This window comes from Mesorhizobium sp. M7A.F.Ca.US.006.01.1.1 (assembly GCF_003997935.1).
Classification (GTDB): domain Bacteria; phylum Pseudomonadota; class Alphaproteobacteria; order Rhizobiales; family Rhizobiaceae; genus Mesorhizobium.
This window is the reverse complement of record NZ_RZQL01000011.1, coordinates 1-26,112: the sequence shown is the minus strand read 5'-3', so window position 1 is coordinate 26,112 and position 26,112 is coordinate 1. Positions and strand designations below refer to the sequence as shown.

Below are 26,112 nucleotides of genomic sequence, written 5' to 3'. Positions count from 1 at the left end.
CGCTAATGAAGGCGTTCGCGGCACGGCGTGGAGGCGCTGCGCCGCGAGGAGTCTTTGGGGGATGGCATGAAGATAACGGTGCTCGGGGCCGGTGTCGTCGGTACGGCGGCCGCCTATTATCTGGCCAGCGACGGCCACGAGATCACCGTGATCGAGCGCCATGCGGCGCCGGCGCGCGGCACCAGCCAGTCGAACGCCGGCCTGGTCTCGCCAGGCGATGCCACCGCCTGGGCCTCGCCGGCGGCGCTGAAGACATTCCTGCGCGCGCTCTACAACCATGATCTCGGCATCAAGGTCCGGCTGCGCTTCGATCCCTACTTCCTTGCCTGGAGCCTGCGCTTCCTGCGCCAATGCACGAAAGAGCGCCTGCGCGCCAACAGCCGGGTCAAGCTGCGCCTGGCGCTCTATTCGCGCGACTGCATCAACGCCATCTCGGCCGAGACCGGCATTCACTATGACGAGCGCAAGAAGGGCATCCTCTATTTCTTCCGGACGCAGCACAGCCTCGACACCGGCACCGACAATTATCGCTACCTGGCCGAGCACGGCCTGCCGATCGAGATCGTCGGCCGCGAGCGGCTGATCGAGCTCGAACCTGGTCTTGCAGGCGTGAAGGAAAAGATCGCCGGCGGCGTCTATTCGCCGATCGACCAGACCGGCGATTCCCGGCAGTTCGTGGAAAGGCTCGCCGCCCACGCGGCAGAAAAACTCGGCGTGCGGTTTCTCTACGGCACCGCGGTCGAGGGCCTCGACATCGAGGGCGGCCGGGTGCGCGCGGTGATGACCTCGGCCGGACCGGTCGCCGGCGATGCCGTGGTCATCTCGATGGGACCGGAGAGCGGCCTGCTCGGCCGCCGCTACGGCATCGACCTGCCTGTCTATCCGGTGAAGGGTTATACCGCGACCATTCCACTCGAGGACGAGAGCAAAGGCCCGACCATGGGCGGCGCCGACGAGGACCAGTTGATCGCCTATTCCAGGCTTGGCAGCCGGCTGCGGCTCGCCTCGACGGCCGAATTCACCGGCTTCGACCGCAGCCATAAGCCAAGCGATTTCGCCGCCATGTTCAGGACCGGCAAGGATCTGTTCCCCGGTGCCTTCGACGAGAGGAAGGCCGAGCTGTGGGCCGGCCTGCGGCCGATGATGCCCAACTCGGTGCCGGTCATCGGCCAGGCGCGCTACAAAAATCTCTATCTCGACACCGGCCACGGCCATGTCGGCTGGACCATGGCCTGCGGCTCCGGCAAATTGCTCGCCGACCTCGTTGCCGGCCGCAAGCCGGAGATCGACCCGCAAGGGCTGGTTTACGGGGGCTAGGATGTCGGGACCGCAAGTCGCTATCGATCTTGGCCGCATCGAGCGCAACGCCCGCACCATCGTCGAACGCTGCGCCCTGTCTGGCATAAAGGTGTTCGGCGTCACCAAGGGCACTTGCGGCATGCCGCAAGTGGCGCGCGCCATGTTGCGCGGCGGTGTCGCCGGCATCGCCGAATCGCGCTTCGAGAACATCCGCCGGCTGCGCGACAGCGGCATCAACGCGCCGATCATGCTGTTGCGCAGCCCGCCAATGGCGCGGGTCGAGGAGGTGGTGCGCACCGTCGACATCAGCCTGCAGTCGGAACTCACCACCATCCGCGAGATTTCGCGCATCGCCGAGCGCATGGGCCGCGTCCACGACATCATGCTGATGATCGATCTCGGCGACCTGCGCGAAGGCATCTGGCCGAACGACCTTATTCCCACGGTCGAACAGATCCTGCAATTCAAGGGCGTGCGCATCGCCGGTATCGGCACCAATCTCGGCTGCTTCGGCGCCATCATGCCGACGCCGGAAAATCTCGGCCAGCTCGTCGCTCATGCCTACAAGACCGAGCGTCTGTCCGGCAAAAGCCTCGACGTGATTTCCGGCGGCGCCTCGTCGTCGCTGCCGCTGCTGCTCGAAGGCAGGCTGCCGGCCGGCATCAACAATCTGCGCGTCGGCGAGGCGATCCTGCAGGGTGGCGTCGAGACCTTCCGCGACACGCCGTGGGCGGAGCTCGAACCCGATGCCTGCCGGCTGACCAGCGACATCATCGAGGTCAAGCTCAAGCCGTCACGGCCGATCGGCCAATCGGGCTACGACGCCTTCGGCAACCAGCCGGTCTTCCCCGACGAGGGTTACAGGCTGCGCGCCATCGCCAATATCGGCCGCGAGGACGTGCTGGTCGAGGGGCTGACGCCGATCGCCAAGGGGATACGGGTGCTGGGCGCCTCCAGCGACCATCTGCTTTTGGATGTCGCCGATGCCGATCCGAGGCCTGCTGTCGGCGACCGCGTCGCCTTTCGCATGAGCTATGGCGCCATGCTGCTGGCGATGACCTCGGAATATGTCGAGAAGGCCCCGATGCATGACGTCGAGGATTTTTCCGGCCGCAAGATGGTGCAGATCACGGCCGGGCAGGGGGCTGCCGGCATCCTGGCCCGGGAAGGGACCGGCGCGCGGCTGGAAGCGATGAATTTCGACGTCGTCGAGTTGGCCGATATTGAGCGGCCGCCATCGGGGCTGATCCGGTTGACTGCCGGCGCCGACCGTCGCATCGCCCACAAGGCGCTGACCGCAACGGCGCGCGCGACGCATTCTTTCGGCCTGATCTGGATCGATTCCATCGCCGCCCTGATGCCCGAGGACGAGGAGGGGATCGACCTGCCGGAATGTTCGGTCCTCGCGCGAGCGCTTGGCCTCGACCACAAGGCGGGTGCGCTGCAGCCGCAGCTGTCACCGGAAAATGTCGTCATCGTCGGCCTGCGCCACGCCGATCCGGCTGAAGCACGGGTGCTGAAGGATTCGCGGGTGTCGGCCTTCACCATGACCGATATCGACGCCATGGGCATGCGCGACCTGATGCATGAGGCGATACGCATCGCCACGTCGGGAACGCAAGGCTTTCATGTCAGCTATTCGCCGACCGTTACCGAATTCGCCGGCTGGGCTGCGGGCTCCGGTGGGCTGACCGTGCGCGAGACGCATCAGGCGATGGAGGCGATCGCGCTCTCCGGCGGCTTGCTATCTATGGATGTTTCGGGCCTGACGGCGGATCTGGAGCCGCGGATCGGCACCGACGCGGTCAACTTCGTCATGTCTGCCTTCGGCAAACGGATACTCTGATCAGCCCTGCACGTCCACTGCCGCCCGCCATGCGCTGACATAGTCGACCCAGGCAGGGTCTATAGGCGGTTCTATTCTTTCCCCCTTGCCGTGCGTCGCCGGCCGATCGCAGGCCAGCAGCGCGGCGCCGATGCTGGTGCCGGTGGCGGCCTCGGACGCAACCACGGCGCGCGCCGTGGCTGCCGCCAGCATGCCGACAAAGAGCCGATTGCGGGCAAATGGCCCCTCGACAGTGGTCGGGCCGTCCGCGCCGATCAAGTCGAGGCAGGTTGCCGTCATCAGAGCCAGATAGAACGAGATGGCGGCAAAGCGCGGGCCACTGTTCAGGCCGTCGGCGTTGACCCATGCCACGGCATGATGCGGGAACGGCCCCGAGCCTTGCTGGGTCGATGGCAGCAGCAGCATCTTTCGCGCCAGCACGGCGCCGACATCATCCTCGGTCCACTGCTCCGGCTGGTCCTTTGTCAGCACGGAAAATTCGCGGCCGCCCATGAAGCGCGCCGAGGGAACGGGATCGCCGAGTGCGTTGACATTGACCAACGTGTCGCGCGCGGCATCCAGCGCAATCTGTTTGCCGCCGACCGCCATCGACACCACCCAGGTGCCGGTCGAGACGACGGAGAAAGGCGGCTTGTCGGACAGCAGATGCGGCAGCAGCGAGGCGTTGGAATCATGCAGGCCGCAGAACACCGGCGTTTGCGGATCCAGTCCGGTTCGCATCGCAACACTGGGCAGGATCGGGCCGAGGCGGTCCCTGGCCGGCCGCACCGGCGCCATCAGGCCGCGCCAGTCCAGCCTGTCGACCAATGATGAAAAATCCGCCGTCCACGGGTTCCACAGGTCGGTGTGGCAGCCGAGCGAGGTGACCTCGTTGGCGACGACACCGGTCAGGCGCAACGCCCAGTATTGTGGGTACATCAGCATCGCGGCGGCCCTGGCGAATTCGGCCGGGAAGCTCTTCTGCTGCCAGAAGAATTGTGCTCCGAGATTGAGGCCGAGCGGCAGTCGCGGCGTGCCGGTCTCGGCAAAGGGCGGGCGGATCGCATCATAATCCTCGGCCAGCCCGTCGGGGCCGTCGAACTCATAGTCGAGCACCGGCAGCACCAGTTCACCCGCCGCGTCGACCAGCACGCCCGTCGCGCCATGGGTGGTGATCGAAATGGCGTCGATGCGCTGTTCGCGGTTGAGGCCGGCAAGGCTTTCAAGGATGAATGCCCACAAGGCCTCGACATCGTGGTGCGGGTAGGACGCCTGTCGCACCGGCGCATTGGACATGCGGCGCAGCGCCACCTCGCTCAACGTCGCGAGGTCGACCAGCGCCACCTTGGCGTTGGTCTTGCCGATGTCGATGACGGCGATGTGGCGCATCGCGCTCATGCCATATGGAACATTGTTTCCAGCTTCACGGCCACCGGCTCGTTGTCCTCTCTGGTTTCCATGATGTCGGCCATTTCAGCCCACCAGCGCTGCATCACCGAATGCCCGGGCAATTCGTCCATGCCATGGTCGTCTCGCCGCCACAGCACACCGAACAGGATATTGGTCTCCTCGTCGAGATGGATGGAATAGTCGGAGACGCCAGCCTGCTTCAGCAGCGCGACCAGCGACGGCCAGATCTCGTCATGGCGCTTCTTGTACTCGGCCTTCATGCCGGGCTTGAGCTTCATCTTGAATGCGTATTTCTCGGCCATCAACGCCCTCCGCGCAGCCGTCGCCAGACGATCGGCAAGGCGATGACGATGATCAGCAGCAGGCCGATGAAGATCGACATGACGATGCCGGGCACGTTGAGCAGGCCAAGTCCGAAGGTCACCAGCCCCATGATGAAGGCGGCGAGCACGACCCCAAGAATGCTGCCGGCGCCACCGAGGATACTGACGCCGCCGAGCACCACCATGGTGATGACTTCCAGTTCGTAGCCCTGCGCGATCGAGGGCCGCGTCGAACCGAGCCGCGAGGTGATCAGCACCGAGGCGATGCCCGACATCAGCCCGGTCAGGCAAAACAGGATGAACTTGGTGCGGCCGACACGCACGCCGGAGAACTGCGCCGCCACCGGATTGTTGCCGATGGCAAAGACGCGTCGGCCGAAACTCGTACGATGCAGCAAGAACCAGTAGACGACGGCCGCAATCAGGAAGAGCACCAGCTCGAACGACACCACCCACCAGACATAGCCCTGACCGAAGAAGGCGAAGCTTGCGGGATAGCCCTTGTAGGCCTGGTCGCCGAGGATGATGAAGGCGATGCCGCGAAACAGGCTCATCGTGCCGATGGTGACGACGATCGACGGCAGGCCGAGCCTTGTCACCAGCAGACCGTTGAAGGCGCCGCAGCCGAGCCCGACGACGATGCCGATCGCCACCAGCACCGGCGTGCCGGCGCCGGCCTGCACAGCCATGCCCATCATGGTCGACGCCAGCGCAATGATGGCGGCCACCGACAGGTCGATCTCGCCCGAAATGATCAGCAACGCCATGGCGAAGGCGATCAGGCCCTTCTCGGTGAAATTGAAGGTCAGATCCGACAGCGAATACGGGTCGAGGAAATACGGCGAGGCGAAGCTGTTGATGGCGAAGATGGCGATAGCCACGACGACGAGCAGCGCTTCCCAGGAAAAGATCGCCGAACGCAGCGGCTTGTCGAGCCGGTCGGGAATGTGGCGCGGGGCAGGGATGTCGGTCACGCCTCCACCTTTCTGAGGATGATGCGGCCTTGCTGGCGTTCGCCGCGCGCATTGAGCACGACGGCCAGAATGATGGCGCTGCCCGAAATCGCCATCTGCCAGAAGGGCGAGATGTTGATGACCGGCAGCGCGTTGGAGATAATGCCGAGGAACAGTGCGCCGAGCACCGCGCCGCCGACCGAGCCGATGCCGCCGGCGATCGAGATGCCGCCGATGACACAGGCGGCGATGATGTTGAGCTCATAGCCATTGGCGACCTCGACCGACGCGATCACATAGCGCGAGATCCAGAGATAGCCTGAGAGGCCGCCGATCATGCCGGAGATGCAGAAGACGATGAATTTCGTGCGGCCGACATCGATGCCGGCATAGACGGAAGCCGTCGGGTTGACGCCGATCGCGTAGATCGAGCGGCCGAGTGCGGTGCGCGTCATCAGGACGAAGAACAGCGCAATGACCAGGATGGCGATCCACGACAGCACCGGAATGCCGAGGAAGGCGGCGCGCTGAAAGCCGATGAAGTCCGGGCTCATCTTGTCGGCATTGACCCAGGCGCCGCCGGACAGGACGAAGGTGGCGCCGCGATAGATGGTCAGCGTGCCCAATGTCACCACGATCGAGGGAATGTTCAGCCGCCAGACCAGCAGGCCGTTGATGGCGCCGAGCATCAGCCCGACAGCCAGCGCGACGACGATCAGCAGCGGGATCGGGATTGCCGGATGCGCGGCGTTCAGCATCGCCACCACCATGCCGGTGAAGCAGAGATTGGACGCCATCGACAGGTCGATCGACCGGGTCAGGATGACCACCATCTGGCCCAGCGCCAGGATCATCAGGATCGAGGTGTCGTTGAACACCTGACGCAGATTGCCAGGGTCGGCAAAGGCCGGGAAGCGCGTGGATATCAGGCCGATCAGCACGACGATGGCCGCCAACAGCCAGATTTCACGGTATTTGAGGAAAGCCTTCATGCCGCGATCCCTGCTGCCGTCCGAACCAGCGTCTCGGCGTCCAGCCCCTTGTTGTCGTAGACCGCCGCGACAAGCCCCTCGCGCATGACCACGACGCGGTCGGACATGCCGAGGATTTCAGGCAGCTCGGACGATACCATGATCACCGACAGGCCTTGCGCCACCAACTCGGCCATGAAGCCGTGCACGGCGGCCTTGGAGCCGATGTCGATGCCCTTGGTCGGCTCGTCCAGGATGATCACCTTGGGCGAGGTCGCCAGCCATTTGGCGATGACGATCTTCTGCTGGTTGCCGCCCGACAGCGTGCCGACGTCCTGGCTGAGCGAGGAGGCCCTGAGGTCGAGCCGCTCGGTGTAGGAGCGGGCCAGATCGAACTCCTCCGACAGCCGCAGCAGGCCGGACTTCGACGTGCGCTTGAGCGAAGGCAGCGAGACGTTCTGGAAGATCGGCAGGCCGATCACCACGCCTTGCTTGCCGCGTTCTTCGGGCACGTAGACGATGCCGGCATCGATCGAATCCGCAGCCGATTTCGGCGCGAGCGTCTTGCCTTCCAGCGTGATCGTGCCGGCTGATGTGCGGGTGATGCCCGATATCGCCTGCATCACCTCGCTGCGGCCGGCGCCGACCAGGCCGTAGAAGCCGAGGATCTCGCCCTTGTGCAGTTCGAAGCCGATATCGTTGAATTCGGTCGGATGCGACAGGCCGGAAACGGAGAGCACCGGCGCCCCGATCTCGGCCTTGCGTTGCGGGAAGATGTGATCGACCGCGCGGCCAACCATCAGGCGCACGATCTGGCTTTGGCCGGCATCCCTGATCAGGCCTTCGCCGACCATCTCGCCATCGCGAAACACCGTGTAGCGGTCGGCGATACGGTAGATCTCGTCGAACTTGTGGCTGATGAACAGGATCGCCTTGCCATCGCTCTTGAGGAACTCGATCAGCAAAAAGAGCTCCTCGATCTCCTTCATCGAGAGTGCTGCGGTCGGCTCGTCCATGATGACGATCTGCGCGTCGATCGACATCGCGCGAGCAACGGCGACCAGATGCTTGTTGGCGATGCCGAGATCCTTCAACCGCGCGTCGGCGTCGATATGGCCGGCATGCATGGTGTCGAGTACTTCGCGCGCATTCTTGCGCATCGTGCGCCAGTCGATGATGCCGAAACGCGTGCGTGGCGCGTGGCCGAGAAAGATGTTTTCGGCCACGCTCAGATCGTCGAACAGCACGGTTTCCTGGTGGATGGCGGTGACGCCATGGCCGAAGGCGGCATGCGCGCTGGGCAAAGTGACGGCCTGGCCTTCGATGCTGATGGTACCCCCGTCGGGCTGGTAGATACCGGTCATGATCTTGACCAGCGTCGACTTGCCGGCGCCATTTTCGCCGATCAGCGCCGTCACCTGCCCCGGATAGAGCGACAGGCTGACATTGTGCAGCGCGCGCACGCCGGGAAAGCTCTTGGAGATGCCGGACAGCGTCAGGCGTGGAGCCGGGGCCGGAGGCCGCTCCTTCACCGCGCCGTGTTGGGCTGTCGTGTCCATAGTCGTATCAAGCCCTGAAACAAGGTTCGTTTAAAGTCGCGGCGGGACGTGAGCCCCGCCGCGTCAGCTCTAGAGAACTCCAGATCAATAGATCTTGGAGAACTTTTCGATGTTCGACTTGTCGAACTGGAAGGGCGGAGCCATCGCAGCCGAGTTGGTGTCGTCGAGCGTGACCTTGCCGACGCGGCCGATCGAGAGCGTGGCGCCGGGCTTCGCCTCTTCCTTCTTCACCGCCAGATCATGGGCGAGGTAGACGGCCGAGTAGCCGAGGTCGATCGGGTTCCACAGGGCAACCGCCTGGCTGGAACCGTTGTCGATGAACTTCTTGAACTCGGACGGCAGCGCGAGACCGGTGACATTGACTTTGCCGATCAGGTTCTCGTCGGTGACGACCTGGGCGGCGGCAACGACGCCGACGGTGGTCGGCGCGATGATCGCCTTGAGGTTCGGATAGGACTTCAGCAGGCCCTTGGCTTCATCGGTGCTCTTGGCCGAATCGTCATCGCCATAGACGGTGGCGACGAGTTTGATCTTGGGGAACTTCTCCGGCAGGATCTTCTTGGCCGCGTCGATCCAGGCGTTCTGGTTGGTCGCGGTCGAGGAGGCCGACAGGATGGCGACCTCGCCGCCTTCCGGCAGGTGGTCGGCGGCAAGCTTGATGATGGTCTCGCCGATCAGGCCGGTATCGGACGGGTTGAGGTGAAGCTGGCGGCCTTCCTTGGCGACGCCCGAATCCCACGAGATGACGGTGATGCCGCGTTCCATGGCCTTCTTCAGCACCGGCACCAGAGCGTCGGCGTCATTGGCCGAAATGGCGATGGCGTTGACCTTCTGCGCGATCAGCGAATTGACCACTTCGATCTGCGCTTCGGCGGTCGCCTTGGTCGGGCCGGTGTAGATGATGTCGACATCGCCGAGTTCCTTGGCCGCCTCTTCGGCGCCCTTGTTGGCGGCATCGAAGAAGCCGTTGCCGAGCGATTTCACCACCAGTGCGATCTTGACGTTTTCGGCATAGGCGGCATTCACGAACATGGCGGCCGAGAATGCCGCCGTTACCATCAGTTTCTTCAAGAAGCTCATCGAATTTCCTCCCTTGAGCGTTGCATTCCATCGTCGCTGCGGGCGTGAGGGTGTCTCAGGCCTGCAGTGAGGATTCTTCCTTGTTGGTTGCGGATGTCCGGGCGACGATCAGCGTCACGCCGGCGGTCTCCAGCATCTTGGCTTCGCGATCCTCGATGCCGTCATCGGTGATGACGGTGGCGATGCGCGACAGGCCGCACAGGATCAGGCTGGAGCGTTTGCGGAATTTCGAGGAATCGACCAGCACCACCAACTCGTCGGCCTGGTCGATCAGTTTCTGTTCCGCCTGGATCAAAAGCGGATCGCCTTCCATCAGGCCGAGCGGCCCCAGCCCCTGCGCGCCCATGAACATGCGGCGCGCATAGAAATTGCGCGTCACGTCATTGTCGAAGGGCGACAGAATGATGTTCTGCTCGCGATAAATGGTGCCGCCCGACAGCATCACCGTATTCTTGGAGTGCTTGAGCAGGTGCTCGGCGATCGGGAACGAATTGGTGAAGATCGGCATGCGGCGGCCGGTCAGGAAATGCACCATCTGGAACGTGGTGGTGCCGCCATTGATGATGATTGGTTCGCCGTCCTTGCACAACTCGACCGCTTCACGCGCAATCGCCCGCTTCTGCGAGGCGTTGATCGTTTCGTTGACGGAAAAGGGCCGGCCGGCCAGCCCGATGAACTGCGGCGGCGAGATTGCCTCGGCGCCGCCGCGCACGCGGCGCAGGCGCTTCTGGACGTGGAGAGCCGCAATATCACGCCGGATCGTCGCCTCGGAAGACTCCGTCAGGTCGACCATCTCCTGCACCGTCACCACAGGCTTTTCCTGGACGGCGGACAGAATGATCCTGTGGCGCTCTTTTTCGTGCATGGTTCCTCCCTGCCTGAGCATCTAGGCACCCAAAACGCGCAGTGTCAATCATTTCCGATCATATAATTTCATTGTGCAGTGCAATATGATCGATATTGATCGTTTGTGATTGACAAGCCGACCGCTTCCGTGGAAATTCGGGGCCAAATGGCCGCGCCTTTTGCGTGCCTTCGGGAGGATTTCTTATGCTCGACAAGCGCACCGGCGCGCGCCTCGCCAATCTGTGGGACGAGGCCAAGGCTCACGCGATGAGCGGGCCGGAACTTCTGGTCTACCGTTCGAACACGCTTGGTTCCGACAAGCGCGTCACCAACTATGGCGGCGGCAACACGTCGTCGAAGATCTGGCAGAGAGACCCGCTCACCGGCGAGGATGTCGAAGTGCTTTGGGTCAAGGGATCGGGCGGCGACAGCGCCTCGATCAAGCTGGACGGCTTTGCCACGCTCTACATGGACAAGCTGCGCGCGCTCAAAGGCCTCTATCGCGGCGTCGAGCACGAAGATGAAATGGTCGGCTTCCTGCCGCACTGCACCTTCAACCTCAATCCGCGCGCGGCCTCTATCGACACGCCGTTGCATGCCTACGTGCCGAAGCCTTTTGTCGACCACATGCATCCCGATGCCATCATCGCCATTGCCGCCGCGAAGGATTCGAAGGCGCTGACCAAGGAAATCTTCGTCGACGCCATCGGCTGGCTGCCGTGGAAGCGCCCGGGCTTCGAACTCGGCCTGTGGCTGGAGAAATTCTGCCTCGAACATCCCGCCGCCAAGGGCGTCATCCTGGAAAGCCACGGCCTGTTCACCTGGGGCGACACCCCCAGGGAATGCTACGAGACGACGATCTCGGTGATCAACCAGGCGATCGAATGGTTCGAGCGCCGCTCCGAGGGTGTCGCTATCTTCGGCGGTGAAGTGGTCAAGGCACTCGACGCCGCCGAGCGCCGTGCCATCGCGGCCAAACTGATGCCGAGGATTCGCGGCCTGATCTCGGAAAAGAGCCACAAAACAGGCCATTTCGACGATTCCGCCGCTGTGCTCGAATTCGTCAATTCCAGGGATCTGCGCCCGCTGGCGGCACTCGGCACGTCGTGCCCCGACCATTTCCTGCGCACCAAGATCCGCCCGCTGGTCATCGAATTCGATCCGGCCAAGCCCGATGTCGATGCGGTGATTGCGCGGCTTGCCGACGACATCGCAGCCTATCGCGTTGGCTACCAGGCCTATTACGACAGCTGCAAGCATCCGGATTCGCCCGCCATCCGCGATCCCAATGCCGTGGTCTACCTGATGCCCGGCGTCGGCATGTTCACCTTCGCCGGCGACAAGGCGACGGCGCGCATTTCGGGCGAATTCTATGTCAACGCCATCAACGTCATGCGCGGCGCCTCCACCGTCTCGTCCTATGTCGGGCTGCCTGCACAGGAAGCCTTCGACATCGAATACTGGCTGCTCGAGGACCTGAAGCTGCAGCGTATGCCGAAGGCGAAGTCGCTTGCCGGCCAGATCGCGCTGGTCACCGGTGGCGCCGGCGGCATCGGCCGCGCCACGGCCAACCGGCTGCTGCGCGAGGGCGCCTGCGTGGTGCTGGCCGACATCGACGAGACAGCACTGGCCAGCGCCAATGACGAACTGGCGAAAGTCTACGGCAGGGACTTCGTGCGGCCGGTGCTGATCAATGTCACCTCGGAGGAGCAGGTCATTTCGGGCTTTGCCGAGACAGCGGTCGAGTTCGGCGGCATCGACATTCTGGTATCGAATGCAGGGCTGGCCTCCTCGGCGCCGATCGAGGAGACGACGCTGGCGCTGTGGAACAAGAACATGGACATCCTGTCGACCGGTTATTTCCTGGTCTCGCGGGAAGCGTTCCGGCTGTTCCGCGCGCAGAAGATTGGCGGCAACGTCGTCTTCGTCGCCTCCAAGAACGGCCTTGCCGCATCGCCCAACGCCGCCGCCTATTGCACCGCCAAGGCCGCCGAGATCCATCTCGCCCGCTGCCTGGCGCTGGAGGGCGCGGAGGCGCAGATCAGGGTCAATGTCGTCAACCCGGACGCGGTGCTTCGCGGCTCGAAGATCTGGACCGGCGAGTGGAAGGAACAGCGCGCCGCCGCCTACAAGATGTCGACCGACGATCTGGAGGAACACTACCGCTCGCGTTCGATGCTGAAGCGCTCGGTCTTCCCGGAAGACATCGCAGAGGCGATCTATTTCCTGGCGTCCGACATGTCGGCCAAGTCGACCGGCAACATCATCAATGTCGACGCGGGCAACGCCCAGAGCTTTACACGCTAGCCGCTTCGCCCTTCTCCCCGTCACTATACGGGGAGAAGGTGCCGGCAGGCGGATGAGGGGCAGCGCTGCCCGAACATATTTGGGAGGAACCAGCACTTGTCCGAATCCATCATCTCCGCCGACCTCGTCGACACGGACAACGCCGCGCGCAAGGCCAACCTCGAGCGCGACTACGCCTCGCTCGGCGAGCGGCTCGACCGTCGCGGCATCGCCATCGATGCCATCCGTGACAAGGTCGAGAAATTCGCGGTGGCGATCCCGTCCTGGGGCGTCGGCACCGGCGGCACGCGCTTTGCCCGCTTTCCGGGTGCCGGCGAGCCACGCGACATCTTCGACAAGATCGAGGATTGCGCCGTCATCCAGCAATTGACGCAGGCGACGCCGACCGTTTCCCTGCACATTCCGTGGGACAAGGCCGACCCGAACCGGCTGAAGCAGGCCGCCTCGCGCTTTGGCCTCGGCTTCGACGCCATGAACTCCAACACCTTTTCCGACGCCAGGGACCAGAAGCTCTCGTACAAATTCGGCTCGCTGTCGCATGCCGATGCCGGCACGCGCCGGCAAGCGGTCGAGCACAATCTCGAATGCATCGAGATCGGCAGGGCGCTGGGCTCCAAGGCGCTGACGGTATGGATCGGCGACGGCTCGAACTTCCCGGGCCAGGTGAATTTCGCCAAGGCGTTCGAGCGCTATCTCGACGCCATGAAGGAGATCTACGCCGGACTGCCCGCCGACTGGAAGCTGTTCAGCGAGCACAAGATGTACGAGCCGGCCTTCTATTCCACCGTCGTGCAGGACTGGGGCACCAACTACATGATCGCGCAGGAGTTGGGCGACAAGGCGTTCTGTCTCGTCGACCTCGGCCACCATGCCCCCAACGTCAACATCGAGATGATCGTCTCGCGGCTGATCCAGTTCAAGAAACTCGGCGGCTTCCACTTCAACGACTCGAAGTATGGCGACGATGACCTCGACGCCGGTTCGATCGACCCCTACCGGCTGTTCCTCGTCTTCAACGAACTGGTCGACGCCGAGCTTTCCGGCGCCGAGGGTTTCGACCCGGCCCACATGCTCGACCAGAGCCACAACGTCACCGATCCGATCGAAAGCCTGATGCTGTCGGCGGCCGAAGTGCAGCGCGCCTATGCGCAGGCGCTGCTCGTCGACCGCAAGGCGCTGGAAGGTTTTCAGGACTTGAACGACGCGCTGATGGCGACGCAGACGCTGAAAGCCGCCTACCGCACCGATGTCGAGCCGATCCTCGCTATGGCGCGGCTGAAGACGGGCGGCGCCATCGATCCGGTCGCCGCCTATCGAGCGGCGGGTTACCGGACGAAAGTCGCGGCAGAACGGCCGGCGGTCGCCGGCGGGAGCGGCGGGATTGTCTGAGGCCGAGCCGGCCCCCTCATCCGGCCGCTTCGCGGCCACCGCCCTCCGGGCGTTCGTTGTTCGAAAAGCCAAGCAGTTGGCTTTTCGCCCGCTGCGCGGACCACGCCTCACCTCCGCTGGGGAGAAGAGACTGGCGTCAGCGCCGACAGCCGGGTGAGGGGGGCTCTTTCTCGCGCTCCTTTAATTGTTAGTGGACTCGACCAGTCCAACACGGTCTTCTAGGCGCATCCCCGCCCGGAGAACCGCCATGCCTCTCAACCGTCGGACACTGATCGCCGCCAGTCTTTCCATCACCTTCGCGCTCGCCCCGTTGACGAGCGTCTTCGCCGCATCGCCGGCGCCAGCCAAGGGCGAGCACGGCATGGTGGTGACGGCCCAGCACTTGGCATCCGAAGTCGGCATCGACGTTTTGAAGAAGGGCGGCAATGCTGTCGACGCGGCGGTTGCCGTCGGCTATGCGCTCGCAGTCGTCTACCCCAATGCCGGCAATATCGGCGGCGGCGGCTTCATGACCATCCGCTTCAAGGACGGCAAATCGACCTTTCTCGATTTCCGCGAACGGGCGCCGCTGGCGGCCACCAAGACCATGTATCTCGACAAGGACGGCAACCCGGTGAAGGGCGCCAGCCTTGACGGCTATCTCGCAGTCGGCGTGCCGGGTTCCGTCGCCGGTTTGGAGATGGCCCGTGAAAAATACGGCAAATTGTCCCGACAGGATCTGATGGCGCCGGCAATCGGCTATGCCAGGGACGGCTTCATCCTCAACCAGGGCGACGCCGCCTCTTTTGCTGGCAGCGCCGACAGGCTGGCGAAGGATCCCGCGGCCGCCGCCATATTCCTGAAACCCGACGGCAAGCCCTATGGCATCGGCGAGCGGCTGGTCCAGCCCGATCTCGCGGCGTCGCTCGCCGCCATTTCCGAAAAGGGTACGGACGCCTTTTACAAGGGCGCCATCGCCGATGCCATCGTCAAGGCGGGCGGCGCCAAGGGCGGCATTCTCGCCAAGCCCGACTTCGAGCAATATGCGGTGCGTGAACTCAAGCCCGTCACCTGCACCTATCGCGGCTACGAGATCACCTCCTCGCCGCCGCCCAGCTCCGGCGGCGTCATTATCTGCGAAATCCTCAACGTTCTGGAGGGCTATCCCTTGTCCTATCTCGGTGCGGGTTCGGCCGACACGGTCCACGTCATGGTCGAGGCGATGCGCTACGCCTATGTCGACCGCAATTCCGCGCTCGGCGATCCCGATTTCGTCGACAATCCGGTCTCGAAATTGCTTGATAAGGCCTATGCCAGGGATATCCGCGACAAGATCGACCCGTTCCGGGCCGGCGTGTCGCAGGATCTGATGCCGAAAGGCTTTGGCGAGAGCAAGGAGACGACGCATTATTCGATCATCGACGATGAAGGCAATGCGGTCGCGGTCACCTATACGCTGAATGGCTCCTTCGGAGCCGGCGTCGTCGCCGACGGCACCGGCATCCTGCTCAACAACGAGATGGACGACTTTACCCAGAAGCCCGGCGTGCCCAACCTCTATGGCCTGGTCCAGGGCGAGGCCAACGCCATCCAGCCGAAGAAGACGCCGCTGTCGTCGATGAGCCCGACCGTGGTGGCCAAGGACGGCAAGCCGTTCATGGTCATCGGCAGTCCCGGCGGCTCGCGCATCATCACCATCACGCTGGAAGCGATCGTCAACGTCATCGACCACGGTATGAACATCCAGGAGGCGATCGACGCTCCCCGCATCCACCATCAATGGCTGCCCGACAAGGTCTATGTCGAGCCGTTCGGCCTGTCGCCGGACACAGAAAAGCTTCTGGCCGGCATGGGATATCACCTCGATCTCGCTGACCAGACCTGGGGGCAGGCGGCCGGCATCCTGGTCGGCGGCAAGAGCCTGGCGGAAATCGAGAAAGGCGGCGGCGCGCGCTACAACGGCGCCATCGACAGCCGGGCGGCCTCCGGCGAGGCGCTCGGATACTGATAGCTCGGAGGAAAAGCTTGGTGCAGCGTGGCGATTCGGGTTAATCGCCCGCTGCTCAAGTGGATCGGCTCACACCGATGTGGCCGTCACAAGACCAGCGTGAGGGTGGACGCAACCAGCATCAAGGCCGCAATGCCGACGAACAGCGCATAGATGCGCGGCCGGTCGAGCAGCAGCGCGTTTCCGGATATCCAGGCGGACGTGGCGCCGCCAAGCGCGAAGAGGAAGCCGTTGCGGTGCCCGAAGACCATCGATGCGGCCATCAGCCCGCCGATGATCAGCGCACCGAACACGATGATCACGGCAACGGCATATCTCTCGAAATCATTGCCGCTTCCCATGCTCGGGCCGATTGCGTTCAAGGTTGGCAGGTCGTCCGGATCGAAAGGGTTCGTCGACCCGTATTCGTCTTGACCGGCAGGCTCTCGCATCATTCATTCTCCGTATAGCGGCAACAAACCATCAAGCCTTGCCGAGCGCAACCCGATCGCACTCCCTTCAATGCGTTCGGTACGGTCTTCTACACCTTCTGGCGACGGCCGCCGCCGGTTTTTTGATTCGTTGCCTTTTCAGGCAACCCAATCCAGAGCGCGCCTGCCCGATGGCACGCGTGGGACCATCCATCCTGGAATGCATTCGTGGAGGAAAAATGATGCGCGACGTGGATTGTACTTCGCGGGGCAGCGATTTTCGGTGAGCGTGACGTCGCACAGGACTGTTGTACGGGCGAATCGCTTTGCGGCCTGTGGGCGGCTGCGCCTGACAAGCGGTGCATGAAAGTTGACTTGCCAGGCCATCTAAATGTTGACTAGTAAACTCATGTTTCATAGTCACCGGGCAGTGGTCACTGGAGACCATATCCCAAAAGCAGGGCACGCCGCATTGCAGAGAGACCAACAGCCCCAGTCGAGAGCCGTGCCCGATCCCTTGCGCAGCCGGATGACCCGGCGCCAGGCGCTCGGGCTTTTCACGCTGCCGTTCGCCGGCACCTCCACGGCTGAAGCCCGTCCGTTGCGCATCGTCTGCCTGGATGACGGCCTGACCGAGACCTTGCTCATGCTCGGCGTCAGCCCGGTGGCCATTGCCGATCGGGAGGTCTGGGAGAAATGGGTGGTCGAGCCGCCGCTGCCGCCCGACATCGCCGATCTCGGCACGCTGCTCGAGCCCAATCTCGAATTCCTGCAGCAGCTCAGGCCCGACATCATCCTGTCCATGCCATATCTCGACGGCATCAAGCCGCTGCTCGAACGCGTGGCTCCGGTGACGACGATCGGTCTCTACACCGAAGCCGGGCAGCCCTATCGGCGCGCGCTCGAGGCGACGCGCCAGCTCGCCGGGCTTGTCGGCAAGGAAAGCGAAGGCGAGGCGCTGATCGCGGCGACAGATGGGTATTTCTCGGAGGTTCGCCAGCAACTGGAGCCGCTTTCGGCACGGCCGATCTATGTCGTCAGCTTCCTCGACCCGCGCAATGCGCGCGTCTACGGCGCAAAAAGCCTGTTTCAGGAGGTGTTCGACCGCATCGGGCTCAGCAACGCCTGGACGGCCGAGACCAATTACTGGGGGTTTTCGACCGTCGGCATCGACGGGCTGGCAACAGCCAGCAATGCGCGCCTCGCCTATCTCGAACCCTTGCCTGAGGGGGCCGGCGGCACGCTGACCGAAAGTCCGGTCTGGAATGCCATGCCCTTCGTGCGGAACCGCTCGATCATGCGTCTTCCTGCCGTCCTGATGTTTGGCGCGCTTCCGTCCGCCACCCGTTTTGCTCGGGTCCTGGCGTCGGCGATGACTGTGGAGGCCGCCCGTGGCTGAGGATGCTGCGGCCATTGCCCAAGGGGGAAAGCATGCATCTGCCGGCCGGGCCTCCGCGTGGAGCTTTTTCAGCAATCAGCCGGTAGGCGCGATCCTGCTTTGCGCGGTGCTGCTCGCGGCAGCGTCAGCGGCAACCGTCTCGAACCTCACCGTGCAGCTGCCATCGACGCTCTGGCTCCAATCGCTCGCCGCCCCCGACATCGATGACATGCGGCAGGTTCTCATCCACTACGCCTTCCTGCCCAGGCTTGCCGTCAGTCTTCTGTGCGGTGCGGCGCTCGGGCTTGCCGGCACCGTCCTGCAACAGGTTCTACGCAACCCGCTTGCCTCGCCCGAAACGGTGGGCGTCTCGGCCGGTGCCTATCTGGCGCTGGCACTGGCGACGCTTCTGTCGCCTTCCCTGCTTGCCTTCGGCCGCGAATGGGTGGCGCTGGCTGGCGCATTCATGGCCCTTGCCGCCGTCTTCGCTCTCTCCTGGCACAAGGGCCTGTCGCCGCTTTCGGTCGTGCTGGCGGGGCTTGTGGTCAGCCTTTATGCCGGCGCCATCGGGGCCGCGCTCATTGTGTTGCGGCATGAATGGCTGGCCAGCCTGTTCGTCTGGGGCGCCGGTTCGCTCGGCCAGCAGGACTGGTCGACGACGCTGTGGCTTTTGCCACGCATCGGCACTGCTGCGCTGGCGATCTTCCTCATGGTGCGGCCCCTGACCTTGCTTGGCCTCGACGATGAAGGCGCGCGCAGCCTTGGCGTGCCGCTCGGCGCCTATCGCTTCGCCGGACTGGCGGCCGCAGTCGCGCTGATTGCCTTTGTCGTTGCCGCTGTCGGCGTCATCGGTTTCGTCGGCCTGGCCGCGGCGACGCTCGCGCGCATCGGCGGTGCCCGGCGGCTCGGCCAGCAACTGGTGATGGCGCCGCTGATCGGCGGGGCGCTGTTGTGGGCTGCCGACCAGGCCGTGCAGATCGCCACCGGGCCGCAAGGCGACCTGCTGCCGACCGGAGCGATCACGGCACTTCTCGGCGCGCCGCTGCTGCTCTGGCTGCTGCCGCGCCTTGCTCTTGGCTCGGAAGCCCCGACCTTGATGGCCGCGCGCCTGCCGCGCGCAAGCCGGCCCGGCCTTATGCTGGCGGCGATCAGCGTGGCTCTGCTTTTGCTGCTGGGGCTGGCCTTGCTCTATGGGCCGGGCCCGCATGGCTGGACCTTCGCTCTCGGCGACGAGCTTCAGCCACTGCTGTCGTGGCGGTGGCCTCGCGTGCTTGCCGCGCTGAGTGCCGGCGCGATGCTGGCGCTCGCCGGGCTGATGATGCAGCGGCTGACCGGCAATCCGATGGCCAGCCCTGAAATTCTGGGCATCAGCGCCGGCGCCGCGCTTGGCATGATGGTGGCGCTGTTTGCGCTCTCCGATGCCGGACGCCCGGTTCAGACGGCGGCGGCGACCATCGGCGCCTTCGCCGCTTTGCTGGTGACGCTGGCGATCGGCCGCCGTGCCGCCTATGCGCCGGAGCGGCTGCTGCTTGCCGGCGTTGCCCTGACGGCCTTGTTCGACGCGCTGATCCTGGTGCTCACTGCCACCGGCGATCCGCGTGCCATGCTGCTGCTCAACTGGCTGACCGGCTCGACCTACGGCGTCGATGCCGGCGCTGCCCTGCTGACCGGCGGCATCGCCGTCTGCCTCTTCGCGCTCGCGCCTCTCTTCATGCGCTGGCTCGATATCCTGCCGCTCGGCTCGGCCGCCGTTCAAGGCCTGGGCATTGACCTGAAGAGGACGCGGCTTTTCGTGCTGCTGGTGGTCGCGGCACTCACCGCAGCCTCGACGCTGATCGTCGGTCCGCTGACCTTCATCGGCCTGATGGCGCCGCACCTTGCCCGTCGCCTTGGCCTCTCCCGTGCGCTGCCGCAGGCCGTTGGCGCGGTGCTCGCCGGCGCGCTGATCATGGTCGCCGCCGACTGGGTGGGCCGCACCGCCATCTTCCCGCGCCAGATCCCGGCCGGTCTCGTCGCCACGCTCATCGGCGGCCCGGTGCTGATGTGGCTGCTGCGCCGCCGCTGACCTTTTGCCTGTGGAGATATCGATGTCGAAGTCGACGCCCGCCCTGATCGCCGACACCACGGTCCACGATCTTGTCCCGGTGCATGGCGGCGCGCCCTGGCGGATATTCCTGCACGTGCCGTCAGGGCCGGTGCCCGAAGCCGGCTGGCCGGTCCTCTACATGACCGACGGCAACGCCGTCATCGGCACGGCGGTCGACGCCATGCGCGCGCAGGCCTTCTATCCCACGGGCACCAATGTCGGCTGGGGCGTCATCGTCGCCATCGGCTATCCCATCGACGGCGGCTACGATCCGCTGCGCCGCTCATGGGATCTCGGCCCCCCGCCGGGCAAGACCTATCCGCCCTTCTACGAGGGCACGCCCGAGGTCCGGACCGGTGGCGCAGGGGCGTTCCTTGCCTTCATCGAGGACGAGCTGAAGCCGTGGGTCGCCAGTCGGGTTACGATCGACACAAGCCGCCAGGCGCTTTACGGCCATTCTTTCGGTGGCCTATTCGCGCTCTACGCCCTGTTCACGCGGCCTTCTTCCTTCCAGACCTGGATCGCGGCGAGCCCCGCCATCTATTGGGAAGAGCAGGCCATCGACCGCTTCCTCGAAACCTTCGAGGCCGCCATTCCCGATGGTTTGGTGGCGACCATGATCCTGTCGGCCGGCGAGTACGAAACCGAGAAGCTGGCGCCGTTCCAGATTGGCGCCGAGGACGAGGAAAAGCGCCTGCAACAGAAGAAGGTGACACGCACCCATGAATTCGCGCGGGCGATGGCGCAGCGTCTTGATGCTCTCCCGGGCGTGCGTGCGCGCTTCGAGCTGCACGCCGGCGAGAACCACATGTCGATCCTGCCGGTGACGGTCAATCGCGCGGTGCAGGCTGCGTTTGCGGTGCGGAAGGATACCGCCCTTTGCTGAACGCCGCAGCAAGGCGGTCGGCGCCTCGCGCTGTCATTCCTGTAAGGGGGAGGCGCTCAATCGGCGGTAGGAGACGCCGCCGAAGTTTGCCGTCACAAAATCTGTGACGGACATCTTGCGCTTGCCTCCGTCGCTGCAGGCGTAAACCGGCCAACCGGCATCGCTGCATTCGCTGGCAGCGCAGATGCGCGCCAGGCAGTTCCCGATAGTCAGCCGGAAGCCGCCCTTGCCGGCGAAGCCTTGCAACAGGCTGCCGTCCGCCGAGCGCCATGTCCGCGCACGGAATTCCGCCCGCAAAAGCAGTGGTTCGAGAGCAACCGCAAGGTTGTTTTCGCCGGCTCGCCCCGCGAGCTGCAGACGGAAGCGCGCCATTGCGGTCGCGTATGCAGTCACAAGATCCGCTTGGCGAAAATAGGCGGTTGCCAGGCTTGGCCGGTCAAGCAGATGAGACGTCCACTCGCCTGCCTCTACCGGCTTCATCAAGGCAACAAAGGCAAGAAAGGCGAAGCAAGCTCGTGACATTTCCAGCAGCCATATCTGTCTCAGCGTGCCGGTTTGCCCCCGGTTGCCCTCCCATAACATCCCGCCAATCGGCGCTCGGCGCAAGCCGCTTGCCAAGGCCGTTCAAAAGGCCGCCGAGCAAGGGCGCCTGGAGCCGAAGAAGGTGACCCGCATCGACGAACCTGTACGGGCGATGGCGAGGGGGTGGCGGTGTTTCCGGCAAGGGATCTTCACCAGCCCAAGGTTCCCTAGCCGATGCGAGCCGGCGGCAGCTCGAACAAAGTGGCGCCGTTCTCCCGGCCGCGCTCGACATAGCCGATGACGCCAAACCATCTTGCGACGTCCGGCCCCTGCAGCCAGCTGCGCGAGTGGATGGCGAGGTTGCCGGCGAGCGCCTGGATGTGCCTGATATGCCGCTTGCAGAAGCGAACGGTCGTGGCACGGAAGAAGTCCTCCCGTGCGGCGAACAGCGTGTCGGCGGCGTCGCTGTTCTCATGCCAGGCGATGATCGCCACGGCCTTGTCGCCCTCGACAAGCGCGTGCGCGCGGCCTTCCTTCAAATTCATCATCAGATTGTCGTAGGCGATCTTGCTGTCCTTGCCGGCAGCGACGTATTCGTCCGACATCCGCTTGGACAGACCGCGAAAGACATCCTCCAGATCCCCAAGCGTTGCTGCGCGTGCTCTCATTTCACCTCCTGCAGCCCCGGCAGGCAGTTTGCCCTAGGGTTGAGGGGCGGCCAAGCAAATTAAATCCGCCGGCGGGCTAATGTGCGCAAAGTGATTCCACTTGGCGATGCAGGCGGCAGCGCGACGTGGTGTGTCCAGAACGGACCTTGGGAGAATGGTGCCCAGAGGCGGATTCGAACCACCGACACGCGGATTTTCAGTCCGCTGCTCTACCAACTGAGCTATCTGGGCCTGTTCCGGCAAACGAAAACGCGTTGACCGGAATTCATCGAGGCGCTGTGGGGCGCCCCTTGAAAGCGCGTGGGTTATAGCACGGGAATTCGGCCTGTCCAGCGCCTAGGTGGCGATTTCAGGCAGGAAAAGCGATGCCGTGCGGTGCCCCGGTTTCCATGCTGCTTGCAGGCTGGAATCGCGCACGCCATGGCACGATCCGGCCCTCGTCACCCTTGTCCGCGTCCTTATTGCAGGCTGAAACGCCGTGACATGTCTTTCAGCCGACAATCGCGGCGCACAATGCTTCGCGGCGCCAGACGCGCCACAGGTCGCCGCCATCTATCTGACGCCGGTCACGCCGCGGCGAAAATCGGAAGGCGACATGCCGGCGAGCTTGCGGAACGACTTGTTGAAGGCGCTGAGCGAGCCGAAGCCCGAATCCATGGCGACGCGCAGCACATTGGCGTCCTGATGCATCAAAAGCGCCTGCGCATAGCTCAACCGCAACAGGTTCACATACTCGTTGAGTGTCATGCCGGTGGATTTCTTGAACAGGCTCATGGCATATTTGGGATGGATGTCGGCGGCCGCCGCGATGTTCACGCAATCGATGTCGTAGAGGAAGTTTTCGGCGATGAAATCGCACATGCGTCCGACATTGCGCGACGATTGCTGGTCGAAGGGGCTGCCTGTTTCCTGGTCGGTCGGAGTTGCGGATACCAGTTGGTAAGGCTCGAACCGCACCCGCTCCAGCCGCAGCAGCAATTCGTTGACGGCATGTTCGGCCTTGGCCTGGTCGCCGGACCGGGCGTAGCGGTTCCAGCGCTCGAAATTATGGTTGTCGGACTGGTCGGTGGCTGATGTCACCAGTGTTGCGCCTGTCATCAGCCGGTGCCTTATATCCGTGGGCAGGTGCAGCCGGAAGAAATGCACCAGCGGCAGATGCGCTCCGGCATAGATGGCGTCGTCGGACAAATCGTCCATCTGGTGCGGCAGGCCACCCCAGAACAGGCACATCTCGCCGGCCGAAAGCGAAATTTCGTGATCGTTCATGCGGTAATGCACGCTGCCGCGCACGATGAAATTAACCTCGACCTGGGCGTGCCAATGCGGCTTGAGCATCACCAACGGATTGGTGTGAAACATCTGCAGGAGCAGCGGCAGGCCTTCCACACTGCTGGCCCCAGGCTGGTAGAACGGCCGTTCAGGCATCTTACTTTCCGCCAATTTCACATTCCCTTTGACGGCGACAGGCCTTGCCCACTGAATAGTCTAGCCACGCTCACAGTGAGAGAGCAAATGAAATGGGAGGATTTCAATGCGCATCACAATGACCTGCGCCGCGCTCGCGCTTGCCCTGGGCTCAGCCCCGGCCTTCGCGCAATCCGGCGAAATCACCATCTGGAGCTGGAATGTCGCGGCTTCATCGCTGAAGGCGACCATTGCCGGCTTCAACAAGCAATTTCCCGACGTCAAGGTCACGGTCCAGGATCTCGGCAACCAGCCGACTTACGACAAGTCGATCGCCGGCTGCGCGGCCGGCGGCGTAGGCCTGCCCGACATCGTCACCGTCGAGAACGGTGAGGCCGAGAATTACTGGAGCCAGTTCCCCGACTGCTTCGTCGACCTGCATACGCTGGGCTACACCGCCGAGGATCAGGCGAAATTCCCCGATTTCAAACGCACCGAGCTGGAAGTGGGCGACAAGGCCTACGCGATGCCGTGGGATTCCGGCCCGGTGGCCGCTTTTTATCGCCGCGACTTCTACGAAAAGGCCGGCGTCGATCCGGCTTCGATCAAGACCTGGGATGATTTCATCGCCGTCGGCAAGAAGATCCAGGCCGCCAACCCAGGCGTCTCGATGACCAATGCCGATTTCAACGGCGACTCGGAATTCTTCCGCATGATCTCCAACGAACAGGGCTGCGCCTATTTCTCCGAGGACGGACAAACGATCACGGTCAACCAGCCCAAATGCGTCGATGCCATGACCAAGGTCAAGGAGATGAAGGACGCCGGCATCATCTCGTCGGCCGACTGGGGCACCAAGATCACCAACAACACCGCCGGCACCGTCGCCACCCAGATCTATGGCGGCTGGTATGAGGGCACCATTCGCACCGAATCTGCCGGCGAAAACGGCAAATGGGGCGTCTATCTGATGCCGAGCCTCACCGCCAATGGGCCGCGCGCCGCCAATCTCGGCGGGTCCTCGCTGGCCATCACCTCGGCTTCCAAGAACAAGGAGGCTGCCTATGCCTATCTGAAATACACGCTCGGAACCAATGAAGGCCAGATCACGATGCTGAAGGAGTTCGGCCTGGTGCCGTCCCTGATCTCGGCGCTCGACGATCCCTATGTCGCGCAAGGCCTGCCTTACTGGGGTGGCCAGGCGGTGTGGAAGGACATTCTCGGCACCTTGCCGAAAGTTGTTCCGAGCCGCGGCACGCAGTTCCAGAGTGACGCCGAAATCATCGTCCGCGCCGTGCAGACCAAGTATCTGGCCGGCGGCTATCCGGACGCCAAGGCGGCACTCGACGATGCCGCAAGCCAGATCGCGGCGGCGACCGGACTGCCCGTCAAATCTTGATCTGGACGAGATGGTCCTGGGGGGCATGATGCCGCTTGGGACCATTCCCGAACGCGCCGGGCGTTTCAGGGCGCGCCACCCCTTGGACGCGGGAAGGAGGCAAAAATGCGCAATCGCAACGCCACGGCCTATCGCTTCCTCACGCCCTATCTGCTGATCTTCGCGATCTTCTGGGTGTGGCCGATCATCAGCTCCTTCATGATCTCCTTCCAGGCGACGCGCACCGTGCCGTGGCGGTTCGCGCCCGGCTTCAACTGGGGCCGGTTGATCGGCGATCCGGCCTTCTTCAATGCCCTGAAGAACACGCTGCTCATCCTTGTCATCCAGGTGCCGGTGATGATCTCGCTGGCGCTCGTCATGGCGGTGCTTTTGAACTCGCCGCTCTTGAAGGCGCGCGGCCTCTACCGCTTTGCCTTCTTCGCCCCGGTGGTGGTCGGCGAGGTTGCCTATTCGGCGGTGTTCCGGCTGATGTTCAACCTCGATTTCGGCATCATCAACAAGCTCCTGAACAGCATCGGCCTGCCCAAGATCGACTGGTTTTCCAACGTCACGCCGGCGATGGCGCTGATCATGATCGCGGTGACCTGGCGCTGGGCAGGTTACAACGCCATCATCCTGCTCGCCGGCATGCAGTCCATTCCCGAAGACGTCTACGAGGCGGCGACGCTCGACCGCGTCAGCAAACTCAAGCAGTTCTTCCACATCACCCTGCCGCTCTTGAAGCCGGTCATCGTATTTTGCCTCGTGCTGTCGATCATCGGCACCATGCAGCTGTTCACCGAGCCCTTCCTGATCACCGAGCGCGGCGGGCCAGGAGGCGGCACGGAGACGCTTGGCCTGCTGTTGTACCGCCAGGGTTTTCGGTCGCTCAATTTCGGCTATGCGTCGGCCGTCGCCTACACCATGGCCGGGCTGGCGATTGCCATCACGCTGGCGCAGCTGTGGCTGACGAGGGAACCGAAATGAGTTCGCGCTCCTCCGCCAGACTGGGACGCAGCATCGCTCTGCATCTGTTACTGACGCCGCTGGCACTGATCTGGCTGTTTCCGCTGTGGATGATGGTGGTGTTCTCGACCATGCCGGATAACGGCATCTTCAGCCCCGGCATCGAGCTTTTGCCGCACGGCAATTTCATCGACAATTTCAACAATCTGCAGCGTGATACGAACTTCGTCGGCGCCATCGGTATTTCGGTCTCGGTGGCGGTGACGTACACCATCCTGTCGGTGCTGCTGACGTCGATGGCCGGCTGGGCGCTGGCCCGCTACCAGTTCTTCGGCAAGGGCGTGGTCGTCGCCATCATCCTGGGCACCATCACGCTGCCTTATGCGGTCGTGCTGATCCCGCAATTCATCATGGTGGCGCGCGACTTCAAGCTCGCCAACACCTGGGTGGCGCTGATCGTGCCGC

At 63.8% G+C, this 26,112-nt stretch carries 21 protein-coding genes, 1 tRNA gene and 1 pseudogene; 11 read left to right on the top strand and 12 right to left on the bottom strand.

What is annotated here, in order from left to right; all coding sequences use genetic code 11:
* The first annotated feature begins 66 nt into the window (after nt 1-66).
* Both EN943_RS03845 and EN943_RS03840 read left to right on the top strand, forming a co-directional pair.
* Nucleotides 67-1,317 (top strand): D-amino acid dehydrogenase, encoded by a 1,251-nt coding sequence (locus EN943_RS03845; RefSeq protein ID WP_127411575.1) that lies wholly within the window; start codon nt 67-69, stop codon nt 1,315-1,317.
* 1 nt (nt 1,318) lies between these two features.
* On the top strand, nt 1,319-3,145 hold the full coding sequence (locus EN943_RS03840) for an alanine racemase (RefSeq protein WP_127411574.1): 1,827 nt from the start codon (nt 1,319-1,321) through the stop codon (nt 3,143-3,145).
* Here the strand turns inward: EN943_RS03840 and EN943_RS03835 are convergent, their stop codons facing one another.
* From EN943_RS03835 to EN943_RS03805, 7 genes are all read right to left on the bottom strand, one after another.
* On the bottom strand, nt 3,146-4,522 hold the full coding sequence (locus tag EN943_RS03835; protein WP_127411573.1) for an FGGY-family carbohydrate kinase: 1,377 nt from the start codon (nt 4,520-4,522) through the stop codon (nt 3,146-3,148).
* On the bottom strand, nt 4,519-4,836 hold the full coding sequence (rhaM, locus tag EN943_RS03830; RefSeq protein ID WP_127411572.1) for an L-rhamnose mutarotase: 318 nt from the start codon (nt 4,834-4,836) through the stop codon (nt 4,519-4,521). Before rhaM ends, EN943_RS03835 begins: the two co-directional genes overlap by 4 nt.
* Entirely contained in the window at nt 4,836-5,831 is a 996-nt protein-coding gene (locus EN943_RS03825; protein WP_127411571.1) for an ABC transporter permease, read from the bottom strand. The genes rhaM and EN943_RS03825 overlap by 1 nt, the downstream gene beginning before the upstream one ends.
* Nucleotides 5,828-6,802 (bottom strand): ABC transporter permease, encoded by a 975-nt coding sequence (locus EN943_RS03820; protein ID WP_127411570.1) that lies wholly within the window; start codon nt 6,800-6,802, stop codon nt 5,828-5,830. Before EN943_RS03820 ends, EN943_RS03825 begins: the two co-directional genes overlap by 4 nt.
* Nucleotides 6,799-8,340, bottom strand: a complete 1,542-nt coding sequence (locus EN943_RS03815) for a sugar ABC transporter ATP-binding protein (protein WP_127411569.1) — start codon at nt 8,338-8,340, stop codon at nt 6,799-6,801. Before EN943_RS03815 ends, EN943_RS03820 begins: the two co-directional genes overlap by 4 nt.
* A gap of 84 nt (nt 8,341-8,424) precedes the next feature.
* Nucleotides 8,425-9,420, bottom strand: coding sequence for a rhamnose ABC transporter substrate-binding protein (rhaS, locus tag EN943_RS03810; RefSeq protein WP_013533599.1), 996 nt, complete (start codon nt 9,418-9,420; stop codon nt 8,425-8,427).
* A gap of 55 nt (nt 9,421-9,475) precedes the next feature.
* Nucleotides 9,476-10,285, bottom strand: a complete 810-nt coding sequence (locus EN943_RS03805) for a DeoR/GlpR family DNA-binding transcription regulator (RefSeq protein WP_023813909.1) — start codon at nt 10,283-10,285, stop codon at nt 9,476-9,478.
* A 185-nt stretch (nt 10,286-10,470) separates the two neighbouring features.
* On the opposite strand from EN943_RS03805, the gene EN943_RS03800 reads away from it, so the two are divergent.
* From EN943_RS03800 to ggt, 3 genes are all read left to right on the top strand, one after another.
* Complete coding sequence (locus EN943_RS03800) at nt 10,471-12,573, top strand: bifunctional rhamnulose-1-phosphate aldolase/short-chain dehydrogenase (protein WP_127411568.1); 2,103 nt, start codon at nt 10,471-10,473, stop codon at nt 12,571-12,573.
* Nucleotides 12,574-12,669: 96 nt separating this feature from the next.
* Entirely contained in the window at nt 12,670-13,962 is a 1,293-nt protein-coding gene (gene rhaI / locus EN943_RS03795) for an L-rhamnose catabolism isomerase (RefSeq protein WP_127411567.1), read from the top strand.
* Nucleotides 13,963-14,209: 247 nt separating this feature from the next.
* On the top strand, nt 14,210-15,949 hold the full coding sequence (ggt, locus tag EN943_RS03790; protein WP_127411566.1) for a gamma-glutamyltransferase: 1,740 nt from the start codon (nt 14,210-14,212) through the stop codon (nt 15,947-15,949).
* Between the two features lie 86 nt (nt 15,950-16,035).
* On the opposite strand, the gene EN943_RS03785 is transcribed toward ggt, so the two are convergent.
* A complete protein-coding gene (locus tag EN943_RS03785) occupies nt 16,036-16,383 on the bottom strand; it encodes a hypothetical protein (RefSeq protein WP_032808338.1) in 348 nt (115 codons plus the stop codon).
* 505 nt (nt 16,384-16,888) lie between these two features.
* Here EN943_RS03785 and EN943_RS03780 point away from each other — a divergent pair.
* The 3 genes from EN943_RS03780 to EN943_RS03770 are packed head-to-tail and all read left to right on the top strand — an operon-like array spanning nt 16,889 to nt 20,709.
* Nucleotides 16,889-17,758 (top strand): ABC transporter substrate-binding protein, encoded by an 870-nt coding sequence (locus EN943_RS03780; RefSeq protein ID WP_127411565.1) that lies wholly within the window; start codon nt 16,889-16,891, stop codon nt 17,756-17,758.
* The gene (fhuB, locus tag EN943_RS03775; protein ID WP_127411564.1) at nt 17,751-19,802 is read left to right on the top strand and encodes a Fe(3+)-hydroxamate ABC transporter permease FhuB; all 2,052 of its coding nucleotides are present in this window, start codon (nt 17,751-17,753) and stop codon (nt 19,800-19,802) included. The genes EN943_RS03780 and fhuB overlap by 8 nt, the downstream gene beginning before the upstream one ends.
* Before the next feature lie 22 nt (nt 19,803-19,824).
* Nucleotides 19,825-20,709, top strand: coding sequence for an alpha/beta hydrolase-fold protein (locus EN943_RS03770; RefSeq protein ID WP_127411563.1), 885 nt, complete (start codon nt 19,825-19,827; stop codon nt 20,707-20,709).
* A 33-nt stretch (nt 20,710-20,742) separates the two neighbouring features.
* Here the strand turns inward: EN943_RS03770 and EN943_RS03765 are convergent, their stop codons facing one another.
* The 4 genes from EN943_RS03765 to EN943_RS03750 all read right to left on the bottom strand — a co-directional run bounded on the left by EN943_RS03765 (nt 20,743) and on the right by EN943_RS03750 (nt 23,324).
* Nucleotides 20,743-21,327, bottom strand: a complete 585-nt coding sequence (locus EN943_RS03765; protein ID WP_245475574.1) for a hypothetical protein — start codon at nt 21,325-21,327, stop codon at nt 20,743-20,745.
* A gap of 131 nt (nt 21,328-21,458) precedes the next feature.
* Entirely contained in the window at nt 21,459-21,899 is a 441-nt protein-coding gene (locus tag EN943_RS03760) for a hypothetical protein (RefSeq protein ID WP_013533589.1), read from the bottom strand.
* Between the two features lie 155 nt (nt 21,900-22,054).
* Nucleotides 22,055-22,130: transfer RNA gene (locus EN943_RS03755), tRNA-Phe, on the bottom strand.
* A gap of 321 nt (nt 22,131-22,451) precedes the next feature.
* The gene (locus EN943_RS03750) at nt 22,452-23,324 is read right to left on the bottom strand and encodes a helix-turn-helix domain-containing protein (protein WP_127411562.1); all 873 of its coding nucleotides are present in this window, start codon (nt 23,322-23,324) and stop codon (nt 22,452-22,454) included.
* Between the two features lie 106 nt (nt 23,325-23,430).
* On the opposite strand from EN943_RS03750, the gene EN943_RS03745 reads away from it, so the two are divergent.
* The 3 genes and pseudogenes from EN943_RS03745 to EN943_RS03735 form a co-directional block, all read left to right on the top strand.
* Nucleotides 23,431-24,702, top strand: coding sequence for an ABC transporter substrate-binding protein (locus EN943_RS03745; protein WP_127411561.1), 1,272 nt, complete (start codon nt 23,431-23,433; stop codon nt 24,700-24,702).
* A 105-nt stretch (nt 24,703-24,807) separates the two neighbouring features.
* The gene (locus EN943_RS03740; protein WP_127411560.1) at nt 24,808-25,668 is read left to right on the top strand and encodes a sugar ABC transporter permease; all 861 of its coding nucleotides are present in this window, start codon (nt 24,808-24,810) and stop codon (nt 25,666-25,668) included.
* Nucleotides 25,665-26,112, top strand: a pseudogene (locus EN943_RS03735) (carbohydrate ABC transporter permease); the annotation flags it as partial. The gene EN943_RS03740 and the pseudogene EN943_RS03735, both read left to right, overlap by 4 nt.